This is a genomic window from Streptomyces sp. NPDC059866, assembly GCF_042731325.1.
GTDB lineage: Bacteria > Actinomycetota > Actinomycetes > Streptomycetales > Streptomycetaceae > Streptomyces > Streptomyces flavusporus.
This window is the reverse complement of the sequence record NZ_JBHWJT010000018.1, coordinates 148,706-166,888: the sequence shown is the minus strand read 5'-3', so window position 1 is coordinate 166,888 and position 18,183 is coordinate 148,706. Positions and strand designations below refer to the sequence as shown.

Annotated in this window: 14 protein-coding genes; 5 read left to right on the top strand and 9 right to left on the bottom strand. The window is 70.6% G+C overall.

Translation table 11 applies throughout. The features are described 5' to 3' along the window. The first annotated feature begins 43 nt into the window (after positions 1-43). The 5 genes from ACFV7R_RS27545 to yicI are packed head-to-tail and all read left to right on the top strand — an operon-like array spanning position 44 to position 6,921. Positions 44-1,288, top strand: a complete 1,245-nt coding sequence (locus ACFV7R_RS27545) for an extracellular solute-binding protein (protein ID WP_385268084.1) — start codon at positions 44-46, stop codon at positions 1,286-1,288. Positions 1,289-1,298: 10 nt separating this feature from the next. Next, positions 1,299-2,258, top strand: a complete 960-nt coding sequence (locus ACFV7R_RS27540; protein ID WP_385268082.1) for a carbohydrate ABC transporter permease — start codon at positions 1,299-1,301, stop codon at positions 2,256-2,258. 30 nt (positions 2,259-2,288) lie between these two features. Next, positions 2,289-3,116: a carbohydrate ABC transporter permease gene (locus ACFV7R_RS27535; protein ID WP_385268080.1), complete on the top strand. Its 828-nt coding sequence runs from the start codon at positions 2,289-2,291 to the stop codon at positions 3,114-3,116. 22 nt (positions 3,117-3,138) lie between these two features. Continuing rightward, on the top strand, positions 3,139-4,530 hold the full coding sequence (locus tag ACFV7R_RS27530) for a GH1 family beta-glucosidase (protein ID WP_385268078.1): 1,392 nt from the start codon (positions 3,139-3,141) through the stop codon (positions 4,528-4,530). 45 nt (positions 4,531-4,575) lie between these two features. After that, on the top strand, positions 4,576-6,921 hold the full coding sequence (gene yicI / locus ACFV7R_RS27525) for an alpha-xylosidase (RefSeq protein WP_385268076.1): 2,346 nt from the start codon (positions 4,576-4,578) through the stop codon (positions 6,919-6,921). 253 nt (positions 6,922-7,174) lie between these two features. Here yicI and ACFV7R_RS27520 read toward each other — a convergent pair whose 3' ends face one another. The 9 genes from ACFV7R_RS27520 to ACFV7R_RS27480 form a co-directional block, all read right to left on the bottom strand. Continuing rightward, on the bottom strand, positions 7,175-8,140 hold the full coding sequence (locus tag ACFV7R_RS27520) for an NAD(P)H-dependent flavin oxidoreductase (protein ID WP_385268074.1): 966 nt from the start codon (positions 8,138-8,140) through the stop codon (positions 7,175-7,177). A 118-nt stretch (positions 8,141-8,258) separates the two neighbouring features. Further along, positions 8,259-9,452 (bottom strand): 3-hydroxybenzoate 6-monooxygenase, encoded by a 1,194-nt coding sequence (locus ACFV7R_RS27515; protein WP_385268072.1) that lies wholly within the window; start codon positions 9,450-9,452, stop codon positions 8,259-8,261. Positions 9,453-9,493: 41 nt separating this feature from the next. Further along, positions 9,494-11,416 (bottom strand): chorismate-binding protein, encoded by a 1,923-nt coding sequence (locus tag ACFV7R_RS27510; protein WP_385268070.1) that lies wholly within the window; start codon positions 11,414-11,416, stop codon positions 9,494-9,496. Then, on the bottom strand, positions 11,413-12,075 hold the full coding sequence (locus tag ACFV7R_RS27505; protein WP_385268068.1) for an isochorismatase family protein: 663 nt from the start codon (positions 12,073-12,075) through the stop codon (positions 11,413-11,415). The genes ACFV7R_RS27510 and ACFV7R_RS27505 overlap by 4 nt, the downstream gene beginning before the upstream one ends. A 48-nt stretch (positions 12,076-12,123) precedes the next feature. Continuing rightward, positions 12,124-12,900 (bottom strand): 2,3-dihydro-2,3-dihydroxybenzoate dehydrogenase, encoded by a 777-nt coding sequence (locus tag ACFV7R_RS27500; RefSeq protein WP_385268066.1) that lies wholly within the window; start codon positions 12,898-12,900, stop codon positions 12,124-12,126. Positions 12,901-12,904: 4 nt separating this feature from the next. Next, positions 12,905-14,326 (bottom strand): FAD-dependent oxidoreductase, encoded by a 1,422-nt coding sequence (locus ACFV7R_RS27495; RefSeq protein WP_385268064.1) that lies wholly within the window; start codon positions 14,324-14,326, stop codon positions 12,905-12,907. Further along, positions 14,323-16,209 (bottom strand): squalene--hopene cyclase, encoded by a 1,887-nt coding sequence (gene shc / locus ACFV7R_RS27490; RefSeq protein ID WP_385268062.1) that lies wholly within the window; start codon positions 16,207-16,209, stop codon positions 14,323-14,325. The genes ACFV7R_RS27495 and shc overlap by 4 nt, the downstream gene beginning before the upstream one ends. Further along, positions 16,206-16,640, bottom strand: a complete 435-nt coding sequence (locus ACFV7R_RS27485) for a DUF2834 domain-containing protein (protein ID WP_385268060.1) — start codon at positions 16,638-16,640, stop codon at positions 16,206-16,208. Before ACFV7R_RS27485 ends, shc begins: the two co-directional genes overlap by 4 nt. Then, on the bottom strand, positions 16,627-18,180 hold the full coding sequence (locus tag ACFV7R_RS27480; protein WP_385268058.1) for a flavin-containing monooxygenase: 1,554 nt from the start codon (positions 18,178-18,180) through the stop codon (positions 16,627-16,629). Before ACFV7R_RS27480 ends, ACFV7R_RS27485 begins: the two co-directional genes overlap by 14 nt. Positions 18,181-18,183: the final 3 nt, after the last annotated feature.

The window sequence follows — 18,183 nt, the reverse complement described above, 5'->3', positions numbered from 1 at the left end:
CCCCCCGCATGTCCAGAGCCGCACATGTAATGGAGAACCGATCATGCCGTCCCCAACCGGACGACCACGCATACCTCTCCCCGCCCTCGCCGCGGTGCTCGCCACGAGCACCCTCGCGCTGGGACTGACCGGATGCGCCGCCGAGCCCGACCCCGGCACCGTCACGGTGCTCAACTCGGCCACCGACACCGCCGAACACGGCGCCAACCAGCGGTTCTTCGACCGCTGCGCCGAGCCGCTGGGCCTGAAGGTCGAGCAGATCAGCGTGCCCGCCGACCAGATCGCCTCGAAGGCGCTGCGGATGGCGTCCTCCGACTCGCTCACCGACATCCTGGAGCTCGACGGCTCCGAGCTGCCGCAGTTCGCGCAGACGGAGGGCCTGCGGCCGCTCGACGAAGTCGGGGTCGACACCTCCGGCTTCTCCGCGAGCGCCACCTCCCTCGGCTCGTACGACGGCACCCAGTACGGCATCGCCCGCTCCGTGAACTCCCTCGCGCTGATCTACAACACCGCGCTGCTGAAGAAGGCGGGCATCGCGCCGCCCACCACCTGGGACGAGCTGCGGGCCGCAGCCAAGCAGCTCACCGCCGGCGACACGTACGGGATGGCCTTCAGCGCGAGCCCCAACGCGGACGGCGTCTACCAGTTCCTGCCGTTCTTCTGGTCCGCCGGCGGTGACGAGGCCAAGCTCGACAACGGCAAGGGTGAGGCCGCCCTCCAGCTGTGGAAGGACCTGGTCGCGGACGGCTCCGCCTCGAAGTCCGTCGTCAACTGGAACCAGCAGGACGTCAACGACCAGTTCGTCGCGGGCCGCGCCGCCATGATGATCAACGGGCCGTGGCAGGTGCCGGTCCTCAGCGCCCAGAAGAACGTGGACTGGGCGGTCGCGAGCATTCCGGTGCCCGAGGCGGGCAAAGCCGCGGTGCCGCCCATCGGTGGCACCGTGATGGCCGTACCGAAGAACGACGAGGACCCGGCCCGCGAGAAGAACGCGGGCAAGCTCCTGAACTGCCTCAACTCCGAGAAGAACCAGCTCCAGTGGGGCGAGTCCGTCAACAACGTGCCCACCCGCTCCGCCGCCGCCGAGGCGTACGCGCAGCAGAACCCGAAGCTCGCCGCCTTCGCCGACCTGGTCACCACGGCCCGCTCCCGTACCGCGAAGGTCGGCACCGGCTGGCCGGTCGTCGGAGACGCGCTCGCGGGCGCCTTCCAGTCCGTGCTGACCGGGCGGACCAGTCCCGAACAGGCCCTGCAGCGGGCCCAGCAGCAGGCTTCGGCGGGGAAGTGAGGAACCGGCCATGACCACGATCACCTCCATCGCGCCCGGCACGGAGGCCGCCAAGGCGAAGTCCGCCACCGGGCGTGCCCCGCGGGGCCGCGGACTGCTCCGCTGGCTCTTCGTCCTCCCCGCGCTCGCCTACATGGCGCTCTTCTTCGGCTATCCGCTCGTCCGCAACATCGTGATGAGCTTCCAGCACTACACGCCGAAGACGTACTTCACCGGCGAGGCCCCGTTCAACGGTCTCGACAACTGGCGGGCCGTCTTCTCCAACGAGCTGTTCACCGACGCCCTGTGGCACACGGCCGTCTTCACCGTCGGCTCGCTGGTCGGCCAGTTCACCATCGGCCTCGCGCTCGCCGTGTTCTTCTCGCGCCGCTTCCGGCTCTCCGGGTTCGTGCGCGCCATCCTGCTCCTGCCGTGGCTCGTGCCCATGGTCGTCTCCGCCGTCGTCTGGCGGCGCATCCTCGACCAGGACCACGGGATGCTCAACACCGCCCTGCACGCGGTCGGCCTGGCCCCGCAGGACGGTGTGCCGTGGCTCAGCAGCCCCGGTGTGGCGCTGCTGTCGGCGATCCTGGTCAACATCTGGATCGGCATCCCGTTCAACATGGTGATTCTCTACGGCGGTCTGCAGGAGATACCGCGCGAGCTGTACGAGGCAGCGTCGCTGGACGGCTCCGGCGCATGGCGTACGTTCCGCAGCATCACGCTGCCGATGCTCCGGCCGGTGATCACGGTCGTGCTCGTGCTGGGCTTCATGTCGACGGTGAAGATCCTCGACCTGATCCTGGCGCTGACCTCGGGCGGTCCCGCGGACTCCACGCAGACGCTGGGCACGGTCACGTACCAGTTGTCCTTCCTGCAGCTCGACTTCGGCCAGGGCGCCGTGGTGGGCAATGTCCTGATCCTCATCAGTGCGGTCTTCGCCGTGCTGTACCTGCGGGCCAACCGCGCCGACTTCGGCAAGGGGAAGTGACCGACGATGAACCGACCGATGAAGGCGCCGATGAACCGACCGGCGAACCGTCTCCGTTTTCGCTCGGCGTGGAACACCACCGCGGCGCTGCTGATCCTCGCCGTACTGCTCTTCCCGGTGTACTGGATGGTCAACACCGCCCTCCAGCCCGAGTCGAGCATCGCCGCCACCGAGTGGTTTCCCGCCTCACCGAGCCTGAAGAACTTCGACACGGCGATCAGCACCCAGGGCGGCTCGCTCCTCACCAGCTTCGTCGTCGCGCTGGGCGCCGTCGTCGTGTGTCTCGCGCTGGCCGCGCCCGCCGCGTACGGGCTCGCCCAGTTCGGGCTGCGCGGCGGTCAGAGCATCGTCTTCACGACGCTGATCACGCAGATGGTCCCGGGCATCGTCATCGCCAACGCCCTCTACAGCGCGTACGCAGAGCTCGGCCTGGTCAACTCCTACCTGGGGCTGATCCTGGCGGACGCCTCACTCGGTCTGCCGTTCGCGATCGTGCTGCTGCGGGCGTTCATGGTGTCCATCCCGGGTGAGGTCGTCGAGGCCGCCATGGTGGACGGGGCGAACCGCTTCACCGCGTTCGTCCGGATCGTGCTGCCGATGAGCCGCAACGCCCTGATCACGGCGGGCCTGTTCACCTTCCTCTTCGCCTGGTCGGACTTCATGTTCGCGCTGACCCTCAACACCACGGACGACGTCAGGCCCATCACGCTCGGCATCTACCAGTTCGTCGGCGCACACGTCAGCGACTGGGGCGCGGTCATGGCGACCGCCGTGCTCTCGGCCGTGCCGGCCGCGATCCTGCTCGTCGTCGCCCAGAAGTACATCGCCGCCGGGATCACCGGCGGGTCCGTCAAGTAGCCGGCAGGGGCTGTAACCCATCATGAAACTCCCCGAGTTCCCCCACGGTTTCCTCTTCGGCGCCGCCACCGCGAGTTACCAGATCGAGGGCGCGTACGACGAGGACGGCAGAGGCCCGTCCATCTGGGACACCTTCTGCCGCGAGCCGGGACGCGTCGCGGACGGCGCCACCGGTGACGTGGCCTGCGACCACTACCACCGCTACCGCGAGGACATCGCCCTGCTGCGCGAGCTGGGCGTGGACAGCTACCGCTTCTCCATCGCCTGGCCGCGCATCCAGCCGGACGGGTCGGGCCCGGTCAACACGGCGGGTCTCGACTTCTACGACCGGCTCGTGGACGAACTGCTCGCGTCCGGCATCTCGCCCGCCGCCACCCTCTACCACTGGGACCTCCCCCAGGCCCTCGAGGACCGCGGCGGCTGGCGGGTGCGCGAGACCGCGGAACGCTTCGCCGAGTACGCCGGCCTGGTCGCCGCCCGGCTCGGCGACCGGGTGGACCGCTGGATCACCCTCAACGAGCCGTTCTGCAGCGCCTTCGTCGGCTACGCGGCGGGCGCCCACGCGCCGGGCGCCCGCGAGGGCCGCGGCGCGCTCGCCGCCGCCCACCATCTGCTCGTCGGCCACGGGCTCGCCGTGCGCGAGCTGCGCGCCGCGGGCGTACGCGAGGTCGGGATCACGCTCAACCCCGACCGGCTGCTGCCGGCCACGGACTCCCCCGCCGACCTGGCCGCCGTACGCCGCGTGGAGACACTGCACAACGACGTGTGGTTCGAGCCGTTGTTCGCCGGACGCTACCCGGAGCACGAGGCCGAGACGTGGAGCGAGCTCCTGCCCTCCGGCGACGGCTCGTACCGGCGCGAGGGCGACCTCGACCTCATCGGCGCGCCGCTCGACTTCGTCGGCATCAACTACTACCGGCCGATCACCGTCGCCGACGCCCCGTACCGCGACCCGGACCCGGCGACCCGTACGGCGGTCGACGTCCGGGCCGAGGAGAGCTGGCGCGACGACGTCCGGCACACCACCATGGGCTGGCCCGTCGTCCCGCACACCTTCACGGACCTGCTGGTCGACCTGACCGAGCGTTACCCGGCGCTGCCCCCGATCCTGATCACCGAGAACGGCTCGGCCGAGGCGGACACGACCGACGCCGACGGCCGGGTCCGGGACACCGACCGGATCGACTACCTCCACGGCCATCTCGACGCGCTCGCCGCCGCGCTGCGCGCGGGCGTCGACGTGCGCGGCTACTACGTGTGGTCGCTGCTGGACAACTTCGAGTGGGCCCGTGGCTACGGCCAGCGCTTCGGCATCGTCCGGGTCGACTACGCCACGCAGGCGCGCACGCCCAAGGACAGCTACCACTGGTACCAGCGACTGATCGCCGCCCACCGCACCCGCGGCGGCGCCTGACCCGCCGCTCCCGGCAGCCGCACCACCCCTCGTTAAGGACCCCTCATGAAGTTCACCGACGGCTACTGGCTCATGCGCGACGGCGTCAAGGCGTCGTACGCGACCGAGGTCGCCGACGTACAGGTCACCGACGACCGGTTCACGCTCTACGCGCCCGTGCGGCACGTGACGAAGCGCGGCCACACCCTCAACAGCCCGCTGCTGACCGTCGAATGCTGGTCCCCCGCCGAGGGAGTGATCGGCGTCCGCTCCACCCACCACGCGGGCGCCGCCGAGCGCGGCCCGGAGTTCGCGCTGCGCGCCGAGCCGGGCCACACGGCAAAGGTCACCCGCGAGGGTTCGCTGCTTGAGCTGACGGCCGGGGAGCTGTCCCTGCGCGTGGACACCGCGGCACCGTGGCGGCTGGACTTCACCGCGGACGGCCGCGTCCTCACCTCCGCCGAGGCGCGCGGGACCGGCTTCGCGGTCACCGGCGACGGCAGCCACCACTCGCTGGGCCAGTTGTCGCTCGGTGTCGGCGAGTTGGTGTACGGGCTCGGCGAGCGGTTCACCCCCTTCGTCAAGAACGGCCAGAGCGTGGACATCTGGCAGGCCGACGGCGGCACCGCGAGCGAGCAGGCGTACAAGAACGTTCCGTTCCATCTGACCAACCGCGGCTACGGCGTCTTCGTCAACCATCCCGGAAAGGTGAGCTACGAGGTCGGCTCGGAGGCCGTCGGGCAGGTGCAGTTCAGCGTCGAGGACCAGTCGCTGGAGTACTTCGTCGTGTACGGCCCGACGCCCAAGGACATCCTGGACCGCTACACGGCGCTGACCGGCCGCCCGGCGCTGCCGCCGGCCTGGTCGTTCGGGCTGTGGCTGTCGACCTCGTTCACCACCTCCTACGACGAGGAGACGGTGAACCGGTTCGTACGCGGCATGGCCGAGCGCGACATCCCGCTCGGAGTGTTCCACTTCGACTGCTTCTGGATGCGCGAGTACCAGTGGTGCGACTTCACCTGGGACCCGGACGTCTTCCCGGACCCCGAGGGCATGCTGCGGCGCCTGAAGGACGAGCACGAGCTGCGCGTGTCGGTGTGGATCAACCCGTACATCGCGCAGAAGTCCGCGTTGTTCGCGGAGGCCAAACGGCACGGCTATCTGGTCCGCAGGGCAGGCGGCGACGTGTGGCAGTGGGATCTGTGGCAGGCGGGCATGGCCCTCGTCGACTTCACCAATCCGGACGCGCGGGAGTGGTACGCGGGCAAGCTGCGCGCGCTCGCCGCGCAGGGCGTCGACTGCTTCAAGACCGACTTCGGCGAGCGCATCCCCACCGACGTGGTCTGGCACGACGGCTCCGACCCGGAGCGGATGCACAACTACTACACGCAGCTCTACAACGAGACCGTCTTCGACGTGCTGCGCGAGGCACGGGGCGCGGGCGAGGCCGTGCTCTTCGCGCGCTCGGCGACGGCCGGCGGCCAGCAGTTCCCGGTCCACTGGGGCGGCGACTGCGAGTCCCACTTCGGTGCGATGGCCGAATCGCTGCGCGGCGGGCTGTCGCTGGGCCTGTCCGGCTTCGGCTTCTGGAGCCACGACATCGGCGGCTTCGAGGGCACGCCGACGCCCGAGGTCTTCAAGCGCTGGGTGCAGTTCGGCCTGCTGTCGTCGCACAGCCGACTGCACGGCAGCAAGTCCTACCGGGTGCCGTGGGACTACGACGAGGAGGCGGTCGCGGTCACCCGCGACTTCACCCGCCTCAAGCACCGGCTCATGCCGTACCTGTTCCGCGCGGCCCAGCAGGCGGCGGAGCACGGCACTCCGGTCATGCGGGCGATGGTGCTGGAGTTCCCCGACGACCCCGCCTGCCACACCCTCGACCGGCAGTACATGCTCGGCGACGACCTGCTCGTCGCTCCCGTCTTCTCGGCGGACGGCACCGTCGACTACTACGTGCCGGACGGCACCTGGACCCATCTGCTGTCGGGCGAGCAGATCCAGGGGCCCTGCTGGCGGCGTGAGCAGTACGGCTTCGACAGCCTCCCCCTGCTCGCCCGGCCCGGCTCGGTCATCCCGTACGGCGAGAGCGACGACGCGGCGGAGTACGACTGGGCGCACGGGGTGACACTGCGGGTCCACGCTCCGGTCGACGGTACGACGGTCACGACACGGATCCCGGCCCCGGGCGCCCGGGACGGCGCGGCAGCCGTCTTCCGGACGAGCCGCGACGGCAGCGCGGTCACGGTCGAGGCGGAGGGTGCGCCGGGGCCGTGGCAGGTGCTGCTGGTGGGCGCGGAGGCGGAACCCGGCGACACCGGATCGCCGGCCCGGACCGAGCGGACCGCGCTCGGCACGCTGCTCGCCGTACCCGCGGGCACGGCCCGTCTCACGGCACTTCTCATCGGCAGCTGACACCTCTCTCGCCGCAGGCGCAGTGAGGACCCGCAACGCTCTGACTTCCCCACGAGGACACTGACCAGCACCGAGATCAGCGCCGAGATCACGAACGAACTCGCCCACGCGCCCGCCTCCGGGAGGTGCGGCCGGCAGGAAGTCCCCACTGGGGGCCGGTTACCAAGGTGAGCTCAAGGCCGGTGTGCAGCTGGGGTCGTCGACCGTGAGGGGCTGGAGGTCCGGCGTGATCGCTGCTTCCCGGCGATCACGGTCACCGCCGGCCGGCTCGGGCCAGTGCGTCCTCAGCCTGGGCGGCCAGGGTGCCGACCAGCTCGGCCGCGGACGGCAGGTCGTTGATGAGGTCGATGGCCTCGCTGGCCCACTGCGGCAGGGCGGGGATCCTGCCGCGTGCCACGGCGTCTTGGTACGCCTGCTGGGCATGAGGGGCAGCTGCGAGTTCGTCCTCGCGGCCCCGCCATCCGTCGAGGAAAGGGTGGCCAAGGGTGCGCGCGGTGTACTGCGCCGGCCACCGCGAGCCGCGGGCGATGTCCAGCACCCTGTTGCGCTCGGTGTCCTCCCCACGTCCCTCAACGATTGCCTTGGCGGTCGCGGAGGCGACCAGCGCCTCGGTCGTGGCTTGGAAGCGGGTGCCGAGCAGTGCTCCAGCAGCTCCCAGCGCCAGGGCGGCCGCCACGCCGCGGCCGTCGGCGATCCCGCCGGCCGCCAGCACCGGCACCGGTGCCGCCAAGTCCACCACGACGGGAACGAACGGCAGCGTGGACCGCCCGTACCGGGCTCCATGCCCGCCCCCTTCGGTGCCCTGCGCCACGATCACATCGGCGCCCAGATCCACCGCCCTCCGGGCCTCCTCCATATCGGTGACCTGAATGATCAGCGCCGTGCCCGCGCTGCGGATACGCTCCACGTACGGACCGGGGTCGCCGAAGGACAACATCACCGCCGCGGGCCTGTGCTCCAGCGCCCGCGCGACCGCATCGACGTCGATCGCCCACGTCTGAAAGCCGATGCCCCACGGCTTCCCGGCGCCCTCGTCGGCCAGGACGGGCAGTTCACGGGCCAACCAGTCCTGGTCCCCGTTCCCGCTGCCCAGCAGTCCGAGACCGCCGCCGCGCGAGACCGCCGCCGTCAGGGCGCCACCGGCCGACCCGCCCATCGGGGCCAGGGCAATCGGATGCTCCACATCGAACAGTTCCGTAAACGACGTCGACAACCCCATAGCCGAAATCCTCACCCCTCCGTCATGCCGGTCGCAGCGGAAATCAACAGACTGTCGGCTGACAGCATCCTGATGTCTGCCAGGCGGACCGTCTGAGCAACCACCCGGGCTTCTTCCGTCAGGGATGTCGGGACCGGGTGAAGTCCCGGGCGCCATGGAGCCAGTGCACCTTTTCGTAAAGGTCGTCCTCGGTGAGTGAACGCAGCATCGCGGTGCGGGCCTGCGCCTCCTCCCCCGCGGGATGGTAGACGCGCGTGCCCATCTCCCTGGCCAGCAGTTGGGTGCGCGCGGTCCGCTCGCGTCGCACGGCGTTGTACTCCTCCAGGCGCTGCGCCACGTCGTCGGCGGTGGCGTCTGCGAGGACGTCACCCAGGACCACGGCGTCCTCCAGGGCCTGGCAGGCGCCCTGGGCGGCGTACTGGAGCATCGGGTGGGCTGCGTCGCCCATGAGCGCCACCCGGCCGTCCGTCCAGACGTCGACCGGATCGCGGTCGCACAGCACCCATTGCCGCCAGTGCTCACCCAACTCCAGCAGCAGCCGGGCGGTTTCCCCCAGCTCCTGGAAGCGGCTCAGCACGACGGCCCGCCGCACCGGGCGTCCGGAGACGGACTCGCGGGCGCCGTCGTCGAGGGTCGCGGCGAGGTTGAGGTACTCGCCACGGCCGATGATGTAGTGGACGAAGTGCCAGGCGGGGCCCGCCCACAGGGTCACCACGTTCCAGCGCAGTCGCCGCGGCACCTTCTCGATCGGTATCACCGAGCGGTAGATGGTGTGTCCGCAGACCCGGGGAGCGCCGTCGCGCACCAGGTGTGCGCGAACGGCCGAGCGGATGCCGTCGGCTCCCACGAGGAGGTCGCCGGTGAAGGTCCGGCCGTCCGCCGTGGTCACCGTCACGGTTGCCGGGTTCTGTACGTACCGCTGCACGGCGGCGCTCGCGACGAGCTCGATGCCCTCGCTCGCCCGGCATGCCGAGAGCAGGGGGCCGTGGAGATCCCGGCGGTGCACCACGGCGTAGGGGTTGCCGAAGCGCTGTCGGTACCGCTCCCTGACCGGCATGCCGGCGATCTTCTCGCTCGTCAGGCCGTCCATCAGGCGGAGTTCGTCGACGAATACCGCCCGGTCACGCACGTCCTGCCCCACACCGAGCAGGTTGAGGGCGTGGAAGCCGTTCGGAGCGAGCTGGATGCCCGAGCCGATCTCGGCGAAGGTGTCCTCGCGTTCGAGGACGGTGACGCGGTGACCGCAGCGCGCAAGCGCCACAGCGGTGGCGAGGCCGCCTATGCCGCCGCCCGCGATGAGTGCGTGTGCCATGTCGCTGCCTGTGTCCCTTCTCGGCTGATGCCGCGGCCGGCCTAGGGGGTGCGCGGCCGCACCAGTCGGGTGAGCAGCGAACCGATGATCCGCGGTCCGTCCTGGGTCAGGACGGACTCCGCGTGGAACTGCACCGAGGCGAAGGACCGTCCGCGCAGGGCATGGACCTCGCCGCCGGCACGGTCCCTGCTCACCGTCACCCGGCCGACGTCCGGGTGCTCGATGACGTCGGCCGCCGCGCATGCCGTGTACGTGTTGTAGAAGCCCACCCGTTCGCGCCGTCCGAACAGGTCGATCTCGTGCTGCACACCCTGGTTGGGGACCCGGCGGCGTACCAGAGAGAGGCCGAGCAGCGCGCTCAGCACCTGGTGGCTCAGGCACACCGCGAGGAAGGGATGCCTCGCCGCCAGGAGCCGGGACATCGTCGACCTGAGATGTGCGATCTTCGGGTGCCCCAGTTGTCCCGGGTCGCCGGGTCCCGGCCCCAGGACCAGCAGGTCGTACGCCGCCGTGTCGTAGACCTCGTCGAACCGGCACACGGTCGCCTCCACCCCGAGGGAGCGGATCTGGTGGGCGAGCATCGCCGTGAAGGTGTCCTCGGCGTCGACGACGAGGACCCGACGTCCTGCCAACTCGGCCGACACATGGGCCCTGTTCTCCGGCTCGTCCAGCCAGAATCCCGCGACGGTGGCATTGCGGCCCGCCAGCGCGGCCTGGACGTCGGGATGGGTGGCGAAGCGGCTGGGTGCGGGCTCGGCGAGCGCGGCGAGCAGCCCCGACACCTTGGCCCGGGTCTCCCGGGCCTCGGACTCGGGGTCGGAGTGACGCACCAGGGTTGCTCCCACGCCGATCCGCAGGCGGCCGTCGGCTGTGATGTCGGCCGTGCGGATCAGGATGGACGAATCCAGGGTGCGTTTGCCGCCCGCGTCCCGCCCGATGAGTGCAGCGATCCCGCTGTAGTAGCCGCGCCCGGTCGGCTCGTGGCGGCTGATCACCTTGGTGGCGTTCTCCAGCGGCGATCCGGTCACCGTCGGGGCGAACAGGGTCTCCCGGAGGACGTCGCGTACGTCGCGGTCGGTATGTCCCTCGATGAGGTACTCGGTGTGTGCGACGCGGGCCATCTCCTTGAGGTAGGGGCCCGTCAGGCGTCCGCCGAAGGGACAGACCCGGGCCATCATCTTCAGTTCCTCGTCGACCACCATGTACAGCTCGTCGGTTTCCTTGCGGTCCGTCAGGAAGGACAGCACGCCGTCGAGCGTGGGGCCGCCGGGGGGATAGCAGTACGTGCCGCTGATGGGGTTCATGACGGCCCTGCCGTCGCGCACGCTGATGTGCCGCTCGGGGGTCGCACCCACCAGGACGCGGTCGCCCGTGTGCACGAGGAACGTCCAGTAGGCGCCCCTTTCCCGCTCCAGCAGCCGGCGGTAGACCGAGAGGGCTCCGGCAGTCGAGAAGCCCGGTAGCCACGCCGTGAAGGTGCGTTTGATCACGAAGTTCGCGCCCTGGCCGGTGCCGATCTCGTCGGCGATCACGCGACGCACGATGTCCGCGTACGCCTGGTCGGATACGTCGAACCCGTCCTGGTCGATCTTGACCGGCTCGTTCGGCAGCCGCAGCCGGACATCGGCGAGCGGCAGGGTCTGCTGGGCGGTGACCGCCATCGCGATCAGAGGCTCGCTGTCGTCGTGGGCGGTGAATCCGCGCTCGGTGATCTGCCGGTACGGGACCAGGGCGAGCAGTTCGTGGCCGCCTTCCGGGGCGGCTTCCCCCGGCAGCGGCAGGTCGGCCAGGGCGGCGCAGTGAGCCGTTTCGGTCAGCAGGACCTCTATGGTCTCCGGGCCGGTGGCCTGCGGGCGGTGCAGCAGGGCGAAGGCGGGCGCGGAGCCGTCCAGGACGCGGGCGAGGAGGTCGCGGGCGTCCTGGGTGTGGGCCGGTCCGGCCGTGGGTGGGTGTTTCCCGGTCACCGCGTTTCCTCCGCCACGGCCGCCATGAGGGTGTCGCACAGGGCCGCCGTGGTGACGACGGCGGCACACCGCTGGGCGGCGTACCGGAGGGCCAGCCGGTGGTGTTCGGCGGAGAAGTCGGCAACGGCGTCGGCCACCAGGAACGGCTGGATGTCGTGGCTGAACGCGTCCATCGCGGTCATCAGCACGCCGACGTGCGCGTAGACACCGCACAGGAGGAGTTGGTCACGGCCGGTGGCCCGTATCCGGGCCAGCAGGTCGGTGTTGAAGAAGGCGCTGTAGCGCCACTTCGTGAACGTCCAGTCACCCGGGGCGGGTTGGAGGGCCGCGACGATCCGGCGGTGCTCGGGTGCTGTGCGCATGCCGGGTCCCCAGAAGTCGGCCAGCAGGCCGCGTTGGTGCGGTGTCATCCCACCGGGCTGGGCGGTGTAGGCGACGGGGACGCCGAGGGCGGCGCAGCGCTGCCGCAGCAGTGCCGCGTTGCGGATGAGCGGGGTGCGGGGTGAGGAGTCCTGCGGGAACGGTGTGAGGAAGTAGTCCTGCATGTCGTGGACGAGCAGCACGGCACGCCGCGGGTCGGCCCGCCAGTCGACGACCGGTGCGGGGAGGTCGTCCGGCAGCGGCAGCGGATAGGGCTCGATCGGTGGTATGCCGGACATGCAGTGGTTCGTCCTTTCGTGCTGTACGGAGAGGGAAGCGCGGGTCCGCTACGTCGGAGCGCCCAGGGTCGCCCCTCCGTCGACGGTGAGCGTGTGCATCGTGATGTGAGCCGCCTCGTCCGACAGCAGGAAGCGCACGGCGTGGGCGACGTCCTGCGGACGTGCCACCTTGCCCAACGGGATGCCGGTACGGTGTGCGGCCGGGTTCCCGGCGACGGAGGCGGCGACCGCGGCCCCGTCGGTGTGCATGCCGTGCAGCATCGGGGTGTCCGTGGAGCCGGGAGCGACAAGGTTGCAGCGGATGTTGTGCCGGGCGACCTCCAGGCCCAGGCACTTGGTGAAGGCGGTGGCCGCCGCCTTGGACGCGGCGTACGCGGACATCTGCGTACGGGCGGTGCCCGCCGCGTTCGACGCGACGGTGACGAGGGCGCCGCGCCGGCGCGGAATCATGCGGTTGACGACCGCCCGGGACATGTGGAAGACGCCGGTGCTGTTGACCGCGAAGGTGGCGTTCCAGTCCTCGTCGCTGAGCTGTCCGGCTTCGGCGAGGCGCAGTACCCCGGCGGCGTTGACCAGGTAGTCGATCGGTCCCGACTCCCGTTCCACGGCGTCCACCACGGCCTCGACCTCGGCGGACGACGTGACGTCCGCCGGCCGGCCCTGTACCGGCAGCCCGTCGGCGGTGAGCTTTTCGACCGTGGCGGACAGCCGGTCGCGGTCCAGGTCCACGCCGACGACCGTGGCGCCCTGTTCGGCGAGCAGCCGGGCCACGGCCGTACCGATGCCGCCCCCGGCTCCCGTCACGAGGGCGATCCTGCCGTTCAAGGGGTCACCTCCGTCGTCGTGTGCGGCCGGCCAGCGACCGGACGGCCGCGGCGAAGGGGGCGAGCGCCATCCGCAGACCGCGAGCGGCCGACGGGCTGATGTCGCCGATGCGATCGATCCGTACCGGGGGCAGTTCGGGCCGTAGTGCTCTGCGGACCGACTCGGCGGCCGTCAGTCCCGACCGCACGGCGCTCTCCATACCGGCCACGCCCGGCGGGGCCGCGCAGAAGTCGCCGGCGATGTGCACGTTGGCCAGTGCGGTGGTGCTCTGCGGCCGGTAGCGACCCGAGCCGGGTCCCGGCGCGAAGAACGGTGCCGTGAAGTGCGGCTGGTAGCAGACGTGTTCGATGTCGTCCCAGGTGAGCTCCGGAAGGAAGGTCATGAGCTCGTCCACCAGGATTTTGACCGCGTCCGCCTCGGACAGTTCCGCGAGCCGGGCGGCACGGCCGACCACGCAGTTGAGCACGCTGGTGCGGTGTCGTCCCCATGCCCGGCCCACATCGATGAGCGTGATCGCGTGCGGCGATCCGACCAGGCGGATGTGCTCGTCGGGCAGTCCCGGCAGCCGCCTTCGCAGGTACAGGTGGAGTGCTCCGAGCGGACGGGACGTCAACTCGTCGACGCCGTACGGTGGTCGAAGTGCTCCGGTGAGGTCGCTGCCCAGGGCGGACAGGCGTCCGTGCGGGACGGCGAGGACGACATGTCCGGTGACGTCTTCGGTCACGGCGGTGCCGTCGTCGCCGCGTACGGTGAGGGCCTGCAGCCGGTCGGCGTGCACCGACACCTCGATGAGTTCTCTCCCGGTGCGCACCTCCACGCCGTCGGCTTCCAGCCGCTGCCGGAAGGGGCCGATGAACCACTGCTGGAGGTCGCCTCGCGGCATCCGCACCCGGCCGGGGTGCCGGGCGAACGCTGCGATGCTGCCGCGGAAGCCCGCCGCCGACACGGCGTCGCTCTCCGCCGCGCTCGAGGCGACGAAGAGGTGCTCGATGTCGGCGATCGCCGCCTCGGTCAGATACCGGCGGCTGCGCAGGAAGTCGTGGAGGGACTCGTCACGGGCACCGTACTCCTGGGCGAGCAGGTCGATCACGCCGTAGTGGAACAGCAGCCGATCGGCGGCCGGGGTGACCGCGGTACGGAAGGCGGGGAACTCGCCCGGCAGCAGCTGGTGGAAGTTCTTGGTCTCGCGCAGGTTGCCGGCGATGCCGAGTTCCGCCACGAGCCGCAGGGTGTTGCGGTACCAGGCGGGGAAGATGTGCACCCCGTGGTCCTCGACCCGGCCGTCGATCACCCGTGATCCGGCCATCCCGCCGAGCTCGGGCCCGGCTTCGAGCAGCCGTACCGGGAGGCCGAGGCCGCGGATCGTCCACGCCGCCGTCATCCCGGCGAGGCCGCCTCCCACCACGGTCACGCCGGCGCCGGTCATCGCAGCTCCGTTCCGTCGACGGCGGCCCGGTAGGCCGACATCGCCATGACGGGATAGATCAGGCGCAGCAGGCTGTCGCGCCAGTACAGGCCGTCGTGGTGCACCACCCAGGTGTGCCAGGGCTCGGCCCAGTCGCCGTCGGCCTGCTGGGTGCGGATCAGAAAGTCCAGGCCCGCGCGCACCGGCCCGCTGTCGGCGCGGCCGCCGGCGATGAGCGCGAGCAGGGCCCAGGCCGTCTGCGAGGGAGTGCTGTCGCCCCGCCCGATCCATGCCGGGTCGTGCAGCGCGCGGATGTCCTCACCCCAGCCGCCGTCGCTCTGCTGGTGTGCGACGATCCAGTCACACGCCCGGGCCATGGCCGGGTCGCTGCCCGGAACCCCGCACGCGGCCATGCCGGTGACGGCGGCGCTGGTGCCGTGCAGGTGGTAGCAGGCCCACCAGCCGGGCCACGACCCGTCCGGCTGCTGAGTGCGGCGCAGCCATTCGATGCCGCGGCGGGCCGCGGGAGTGTGAGCCTGGCCGTCGGCGCCCAGCGCTTCCAGGACGTGCCCGGTGATGTCGGCCGACGGCGCCTCCAGGAATCCGATCCTGGCCAGTTTGTCGCGTCCCGGCAGCCGCCAGCGCAGCGGTTCGAAGGCCGCCCAGCCACCGTCCTCGCCCTGCTGGGACAGCAGCCACCGGCGGGCCCGCTCGCACGCGGCGTCGACCGCCGGGTCGGTGCCGCGCGGGTGGACGCGGCGCAGCGCGGCGACGGCGAACGCCGTGTCGTCGGCGTCGGGGTTGGCGTTGTTGGTGAACTCGTACGGCCAGCCGCCGGGAACGGGGTTGTCGGTCAGCACCGCCCAGTCACCCAGTTCGGTCACCTGGTTGGCGAGCAGCCAGCGCACCGCCGGTTCGGCCGCGGCCTTCTCCTCGGGGCCGCCGGCCATGGCGTTCGCGGACAGCGCGAGGGCGGTGTCCATGACCACGGAGGTCCACATCTCGATGCGGCGCTGCCCGTCCTTCTCGACCACGTACCGGTCGAGCCCGGCCATCGCCGCCGTGACGACCGGATGGTCCTGGGGGAAGCCGATCGCGTCCAGACCCATGACGACGTTGGCGGTCTGCGGCCAGTTGCCGCCCCAGCTGCCGTCCTTCTCCTGGGTGCGGATGAGCCACCTCGACTCCTTTCGGATCGCCCGGCGGCGCAGCGGACCGATCGGACGGCGGGCGTACCAGTGGCTGAGGGTGGTCGCGCACCGTACCGCGAAGGACCTCGGCAGCCGCCGGGCGCCGGGGTCGGCGAACAGCTCGCGAATGCCGAATCCTGCGGGGACGACGGGGCGGCGTGCCATGAACAGGCTGTTGGCGACGACGATGCCGCGGGCGGCGGCACCGATCTGGTAGATGTTCCCGGGGCACCAGGTGGGCAGCAGGACGATCTCCGGCGGGATGAGCGGGATGTCGCGCCAGGGCCACAGCCCGATCAGGGCCAGCCACGCCAGCATGATCAGGTTGTCGACCGACTCGATACCGCCGTTGCCGCGGACCGAGGCCGCCGCCGCGCGCATCTCCGGTTCGTCGGGGTCATGACCGGCCAGACGCAGGGCGACGTAGCAGAAAACGGAGAGCAGCAGCTCGTCAGGACCCTGGTGGTACGACGCCCAGCCGCCCGTGGGTGTCTGCTCGCTGAGGATCGTCCGCGCGGCGGCGGCCACCGTCTCGTCCTTCGGCAGGCGCAGGTAATGCCGCAGGATGACCTCACCGGACTCACCGATCAGGCTGGTCTCGAAATCGCCCTTCCAGTACCCGGTGGGGTCCTGGCGCTCGCGGAGCGCATGGACCGCCAGGGCCAGGGAGCGCTCGACTCCCGGGACGAACGCGCCGGCGTCGGTGGTCGTCATCGCTGGGTCCCCCTCGTCGTCGCGTGGGTGGTCATGGCGGTGGATGTGGGCTCGGCGGGTGCGTCGTTCAGGGCCGCGATCTTCAGCTGGCGGACGTACATGAAGACGGAGAAACTCACCACGAGCGCCAGTGCCGGGGCTCCGACGATGTACGCCCACACGTGGCGGATGCCGAGCCGGCGCGCCTCGATGATCATGAATGCCGCCAGCGCCGCCCAGATCAACGCCAGGTCCGCGTAGATGAACTGGGATGCCAGATTCCGTGTCGCATCGCGCAGGAAGTTCTCGATGACACCGAGCGGTCCCGCGTCGGCGTTGCGCACGACGAAGACGATGGCCAACGTCCCCATGACCAGGCAGCCGCCGACGGCGAACAGCCCGTAGAGGGTGCACAGCGCCCGGTCCCTTCCCTGCACATCACCCAGTCGCATGCCATCGGCCTCCGAAGTGGTGGGGCTCCGTCCGGTCATGTGGCAGCACCGGATCGGCCCGGTCGTAGCGGTAGTCGTCGAGGTCGAAGTGCCTGGCTCGCCAGGCTGCCTCGTAGGTCGACGACGGGCGGACGGCGGGTGCGTCGCCGCGCTCGTCGAAGTAGTAGCTGTGCGTGCCGCGGCAACTGCCGTGGAGGAACACCGTGTTCCGCTGCCGGCGCAGCACCCGGTGAAAGGACCTGTCGTGCTTCTCGGGCCGGACGACGGCCTGTGTGGCACGCCGTCGCCGGGCCTCTCCGATCACCCGCAGGGCATGGGTGACCTGATAGTCGATCATGCCGAACCAGGATCCGCCGGTGAAGGAGTACGGCCCGACGATGAACCAGAGGTTCGGGAAACCCTTGACCGAACTGCCCTCGTACGTCTGGAAGCGCTCCGCCCTCCAGAACTCCTTCAGCTCCCGGCCGCCCAGCCCGTGCAGGGGAAAGGGCGGCAGGTTGTCCAGGACGTGGAACCCGGTGGCGAGGATCAGCACGTCGAACTTCTGCTCGTCGCCGTCCGCCATGCTGATGCCGGTCTCGGTGATGCGCTCGATGCGTTCGGTGACGAGCTGGACGTTGTCGCGGGTGAAGGCGCGCCAGTAACCCTTGCCGAAGGACGGCCGCTTGCAGCCCAGTCGGTAGGCGGGCGCGAGCCGGTCCATCAGATCGCGGTCGCCTTTGACCTGGCTGCGCAGGTACAGCCGGGAGACCGCTTCCCCGGCCCGCACCAGGAAGGGGAACCGCCGGTAGTGGATCATGGCGATGACGAAACTGAGTTCCGTCACGGTGTCCGTGAGGAGCCGGACGGTGCGCTGAGTCCACGGCGCCGCTCCGAACACCTTGCGGACGGCTCTCGGCACCGGAACGTCCGGCTTCGGGAAGACCCAGGTGGGCGTCCGCTGGTAGACGTGGAGCTGCTGCACCGACGGGGCGATCTCGGGGACCAGTTGGATCGCCGATGCGCCGGTGCCGATCAGGCCCACGCGACGTCCGGTGAGATCCAGTGACGGGTCCCATCGAGCCGTGTGCACCACGTCGCCCGTGAACCGGTCGAGTCCTTCGATGTCGGGTGCCTTCGGCTTGGTGAGCCATCCGGTGGCGCAGATGACGAACCGCGTCGTCATCGAGGTTCCGTCCGCCAGGAAGACCTCCCAGACGTGCTCCGCCTCGTGGTACTCGGCGCGTACGACCCGGGCGTTCAGACGGAGATGGGGCCGCAGGCCGTACTTGTGGACACAGTGGTCCGCGTAGGCCTTGAGTTCCTCGCCGGGAGGGAAGGCCCTCGACCAGGACGCGAAGGGTTCGAAGGTGAAGGAGTAGGAGAAGGCGCTGATGTCCACGGCGATGCCGGGGTACCGGTTGGCGTGCCAGGAGCCGCCGGCATCGTCCTGCTCGTCCAGCACCACGAAGTCGTCGATGCCGGCCCGCAGCAGCCCGATCGCCGTGCCGATCCCGGAGAACCCGGCGCCGATCACCAGCACTTCGTGCTCCGGTGTCATCTG

Bases quoted from the DNA above. Each gene is read 5' to 3' on its own strand.
- ACFV7R_RS27530 (WP_385268078.1), top strand. From the start codon at position 3,139: ATGAAACTCCCCGAGTTCCCCCACGGTTTCCTCTTCGGCGCCGCCACC.
- ACFV7R_RS27545 (WP_385268084.1), top strand. From the start codon at position 44: ATGCCGTCCCCAACCGGACGACCACGCATACCTCTCCCCGCCCTCGCC.
- ACFV7R_RS27520 (WP_385268074.1), bottom strand. From the start codon at position 8,140: ATGGGGTTGTCGACGTCGTTTACGGAACTGTTCGATGTGGAGCATCCG.
- ACFV7R_RS27495 (WP_385268064.1), bottom strand. From the start codon at position 14,326: ATGACCGGCGCCGGCGTGACCGTGGTGGGAGGCGGCCTCGCCGGGATG.
- ACFV7R_RS27480 (WP_385268058.1), bottom strand. From the start codon at position 18,180: ATGACACCGGAGCACGAAGTGCTGGTGATCGGCGCCGGGTTCTCCGGG.
- ACFV7R_RS27485 (WP_385268060.1), bottom strand. From the start codon at position 16,640: ATGCGACTGGGTGATGTGCAGGGAAGGGACCGGGCGCTGTGCACCCTC.
- ACFV7R_RS27540 (WP_385268082.1), top strand. From the start codon at position 1,299: ATGACCACGATCACCTCCATCGCGCCCGGCACGGAGGCCGCCAAGGCG.
- ACFV7R_RS27535 (WP_385268080.1), top strand. From the start codon at position 2,289: ATGAACCGACCGGCGAACCGTCTCCGTTTTCGCTCGGCGTGGAACACC.
- ACFV7R_RS27515 (WP_385268072.1), bottom strand. From the start codon at position 9,452: ATGGCACACGCACTCATCGCGGGCGGCGGCATAGGCGGCCTCGCCACC.
- ACFV7R_RS27505 (WP_385268068.1), bottom strand. From the start codon at position 12,075: ATGTCCGGCATACCACCGATCGAGCCCTATCCGCTGCCGCTGCCGGAC.
- shc (WP_385268062.1), bottom strand. From the start codon at position 16,209: ATGACGACCACCGACGCCGGCGCGTTCGTCCCGGGAGTCGAGCGCTCC.
- yicI (WP_385268076.1), top strand. From the start codon at position 4,576: ATGAAGTTCACCGACGGCTACTGGCTCATGCGCGACGGCGTCAAGGCG.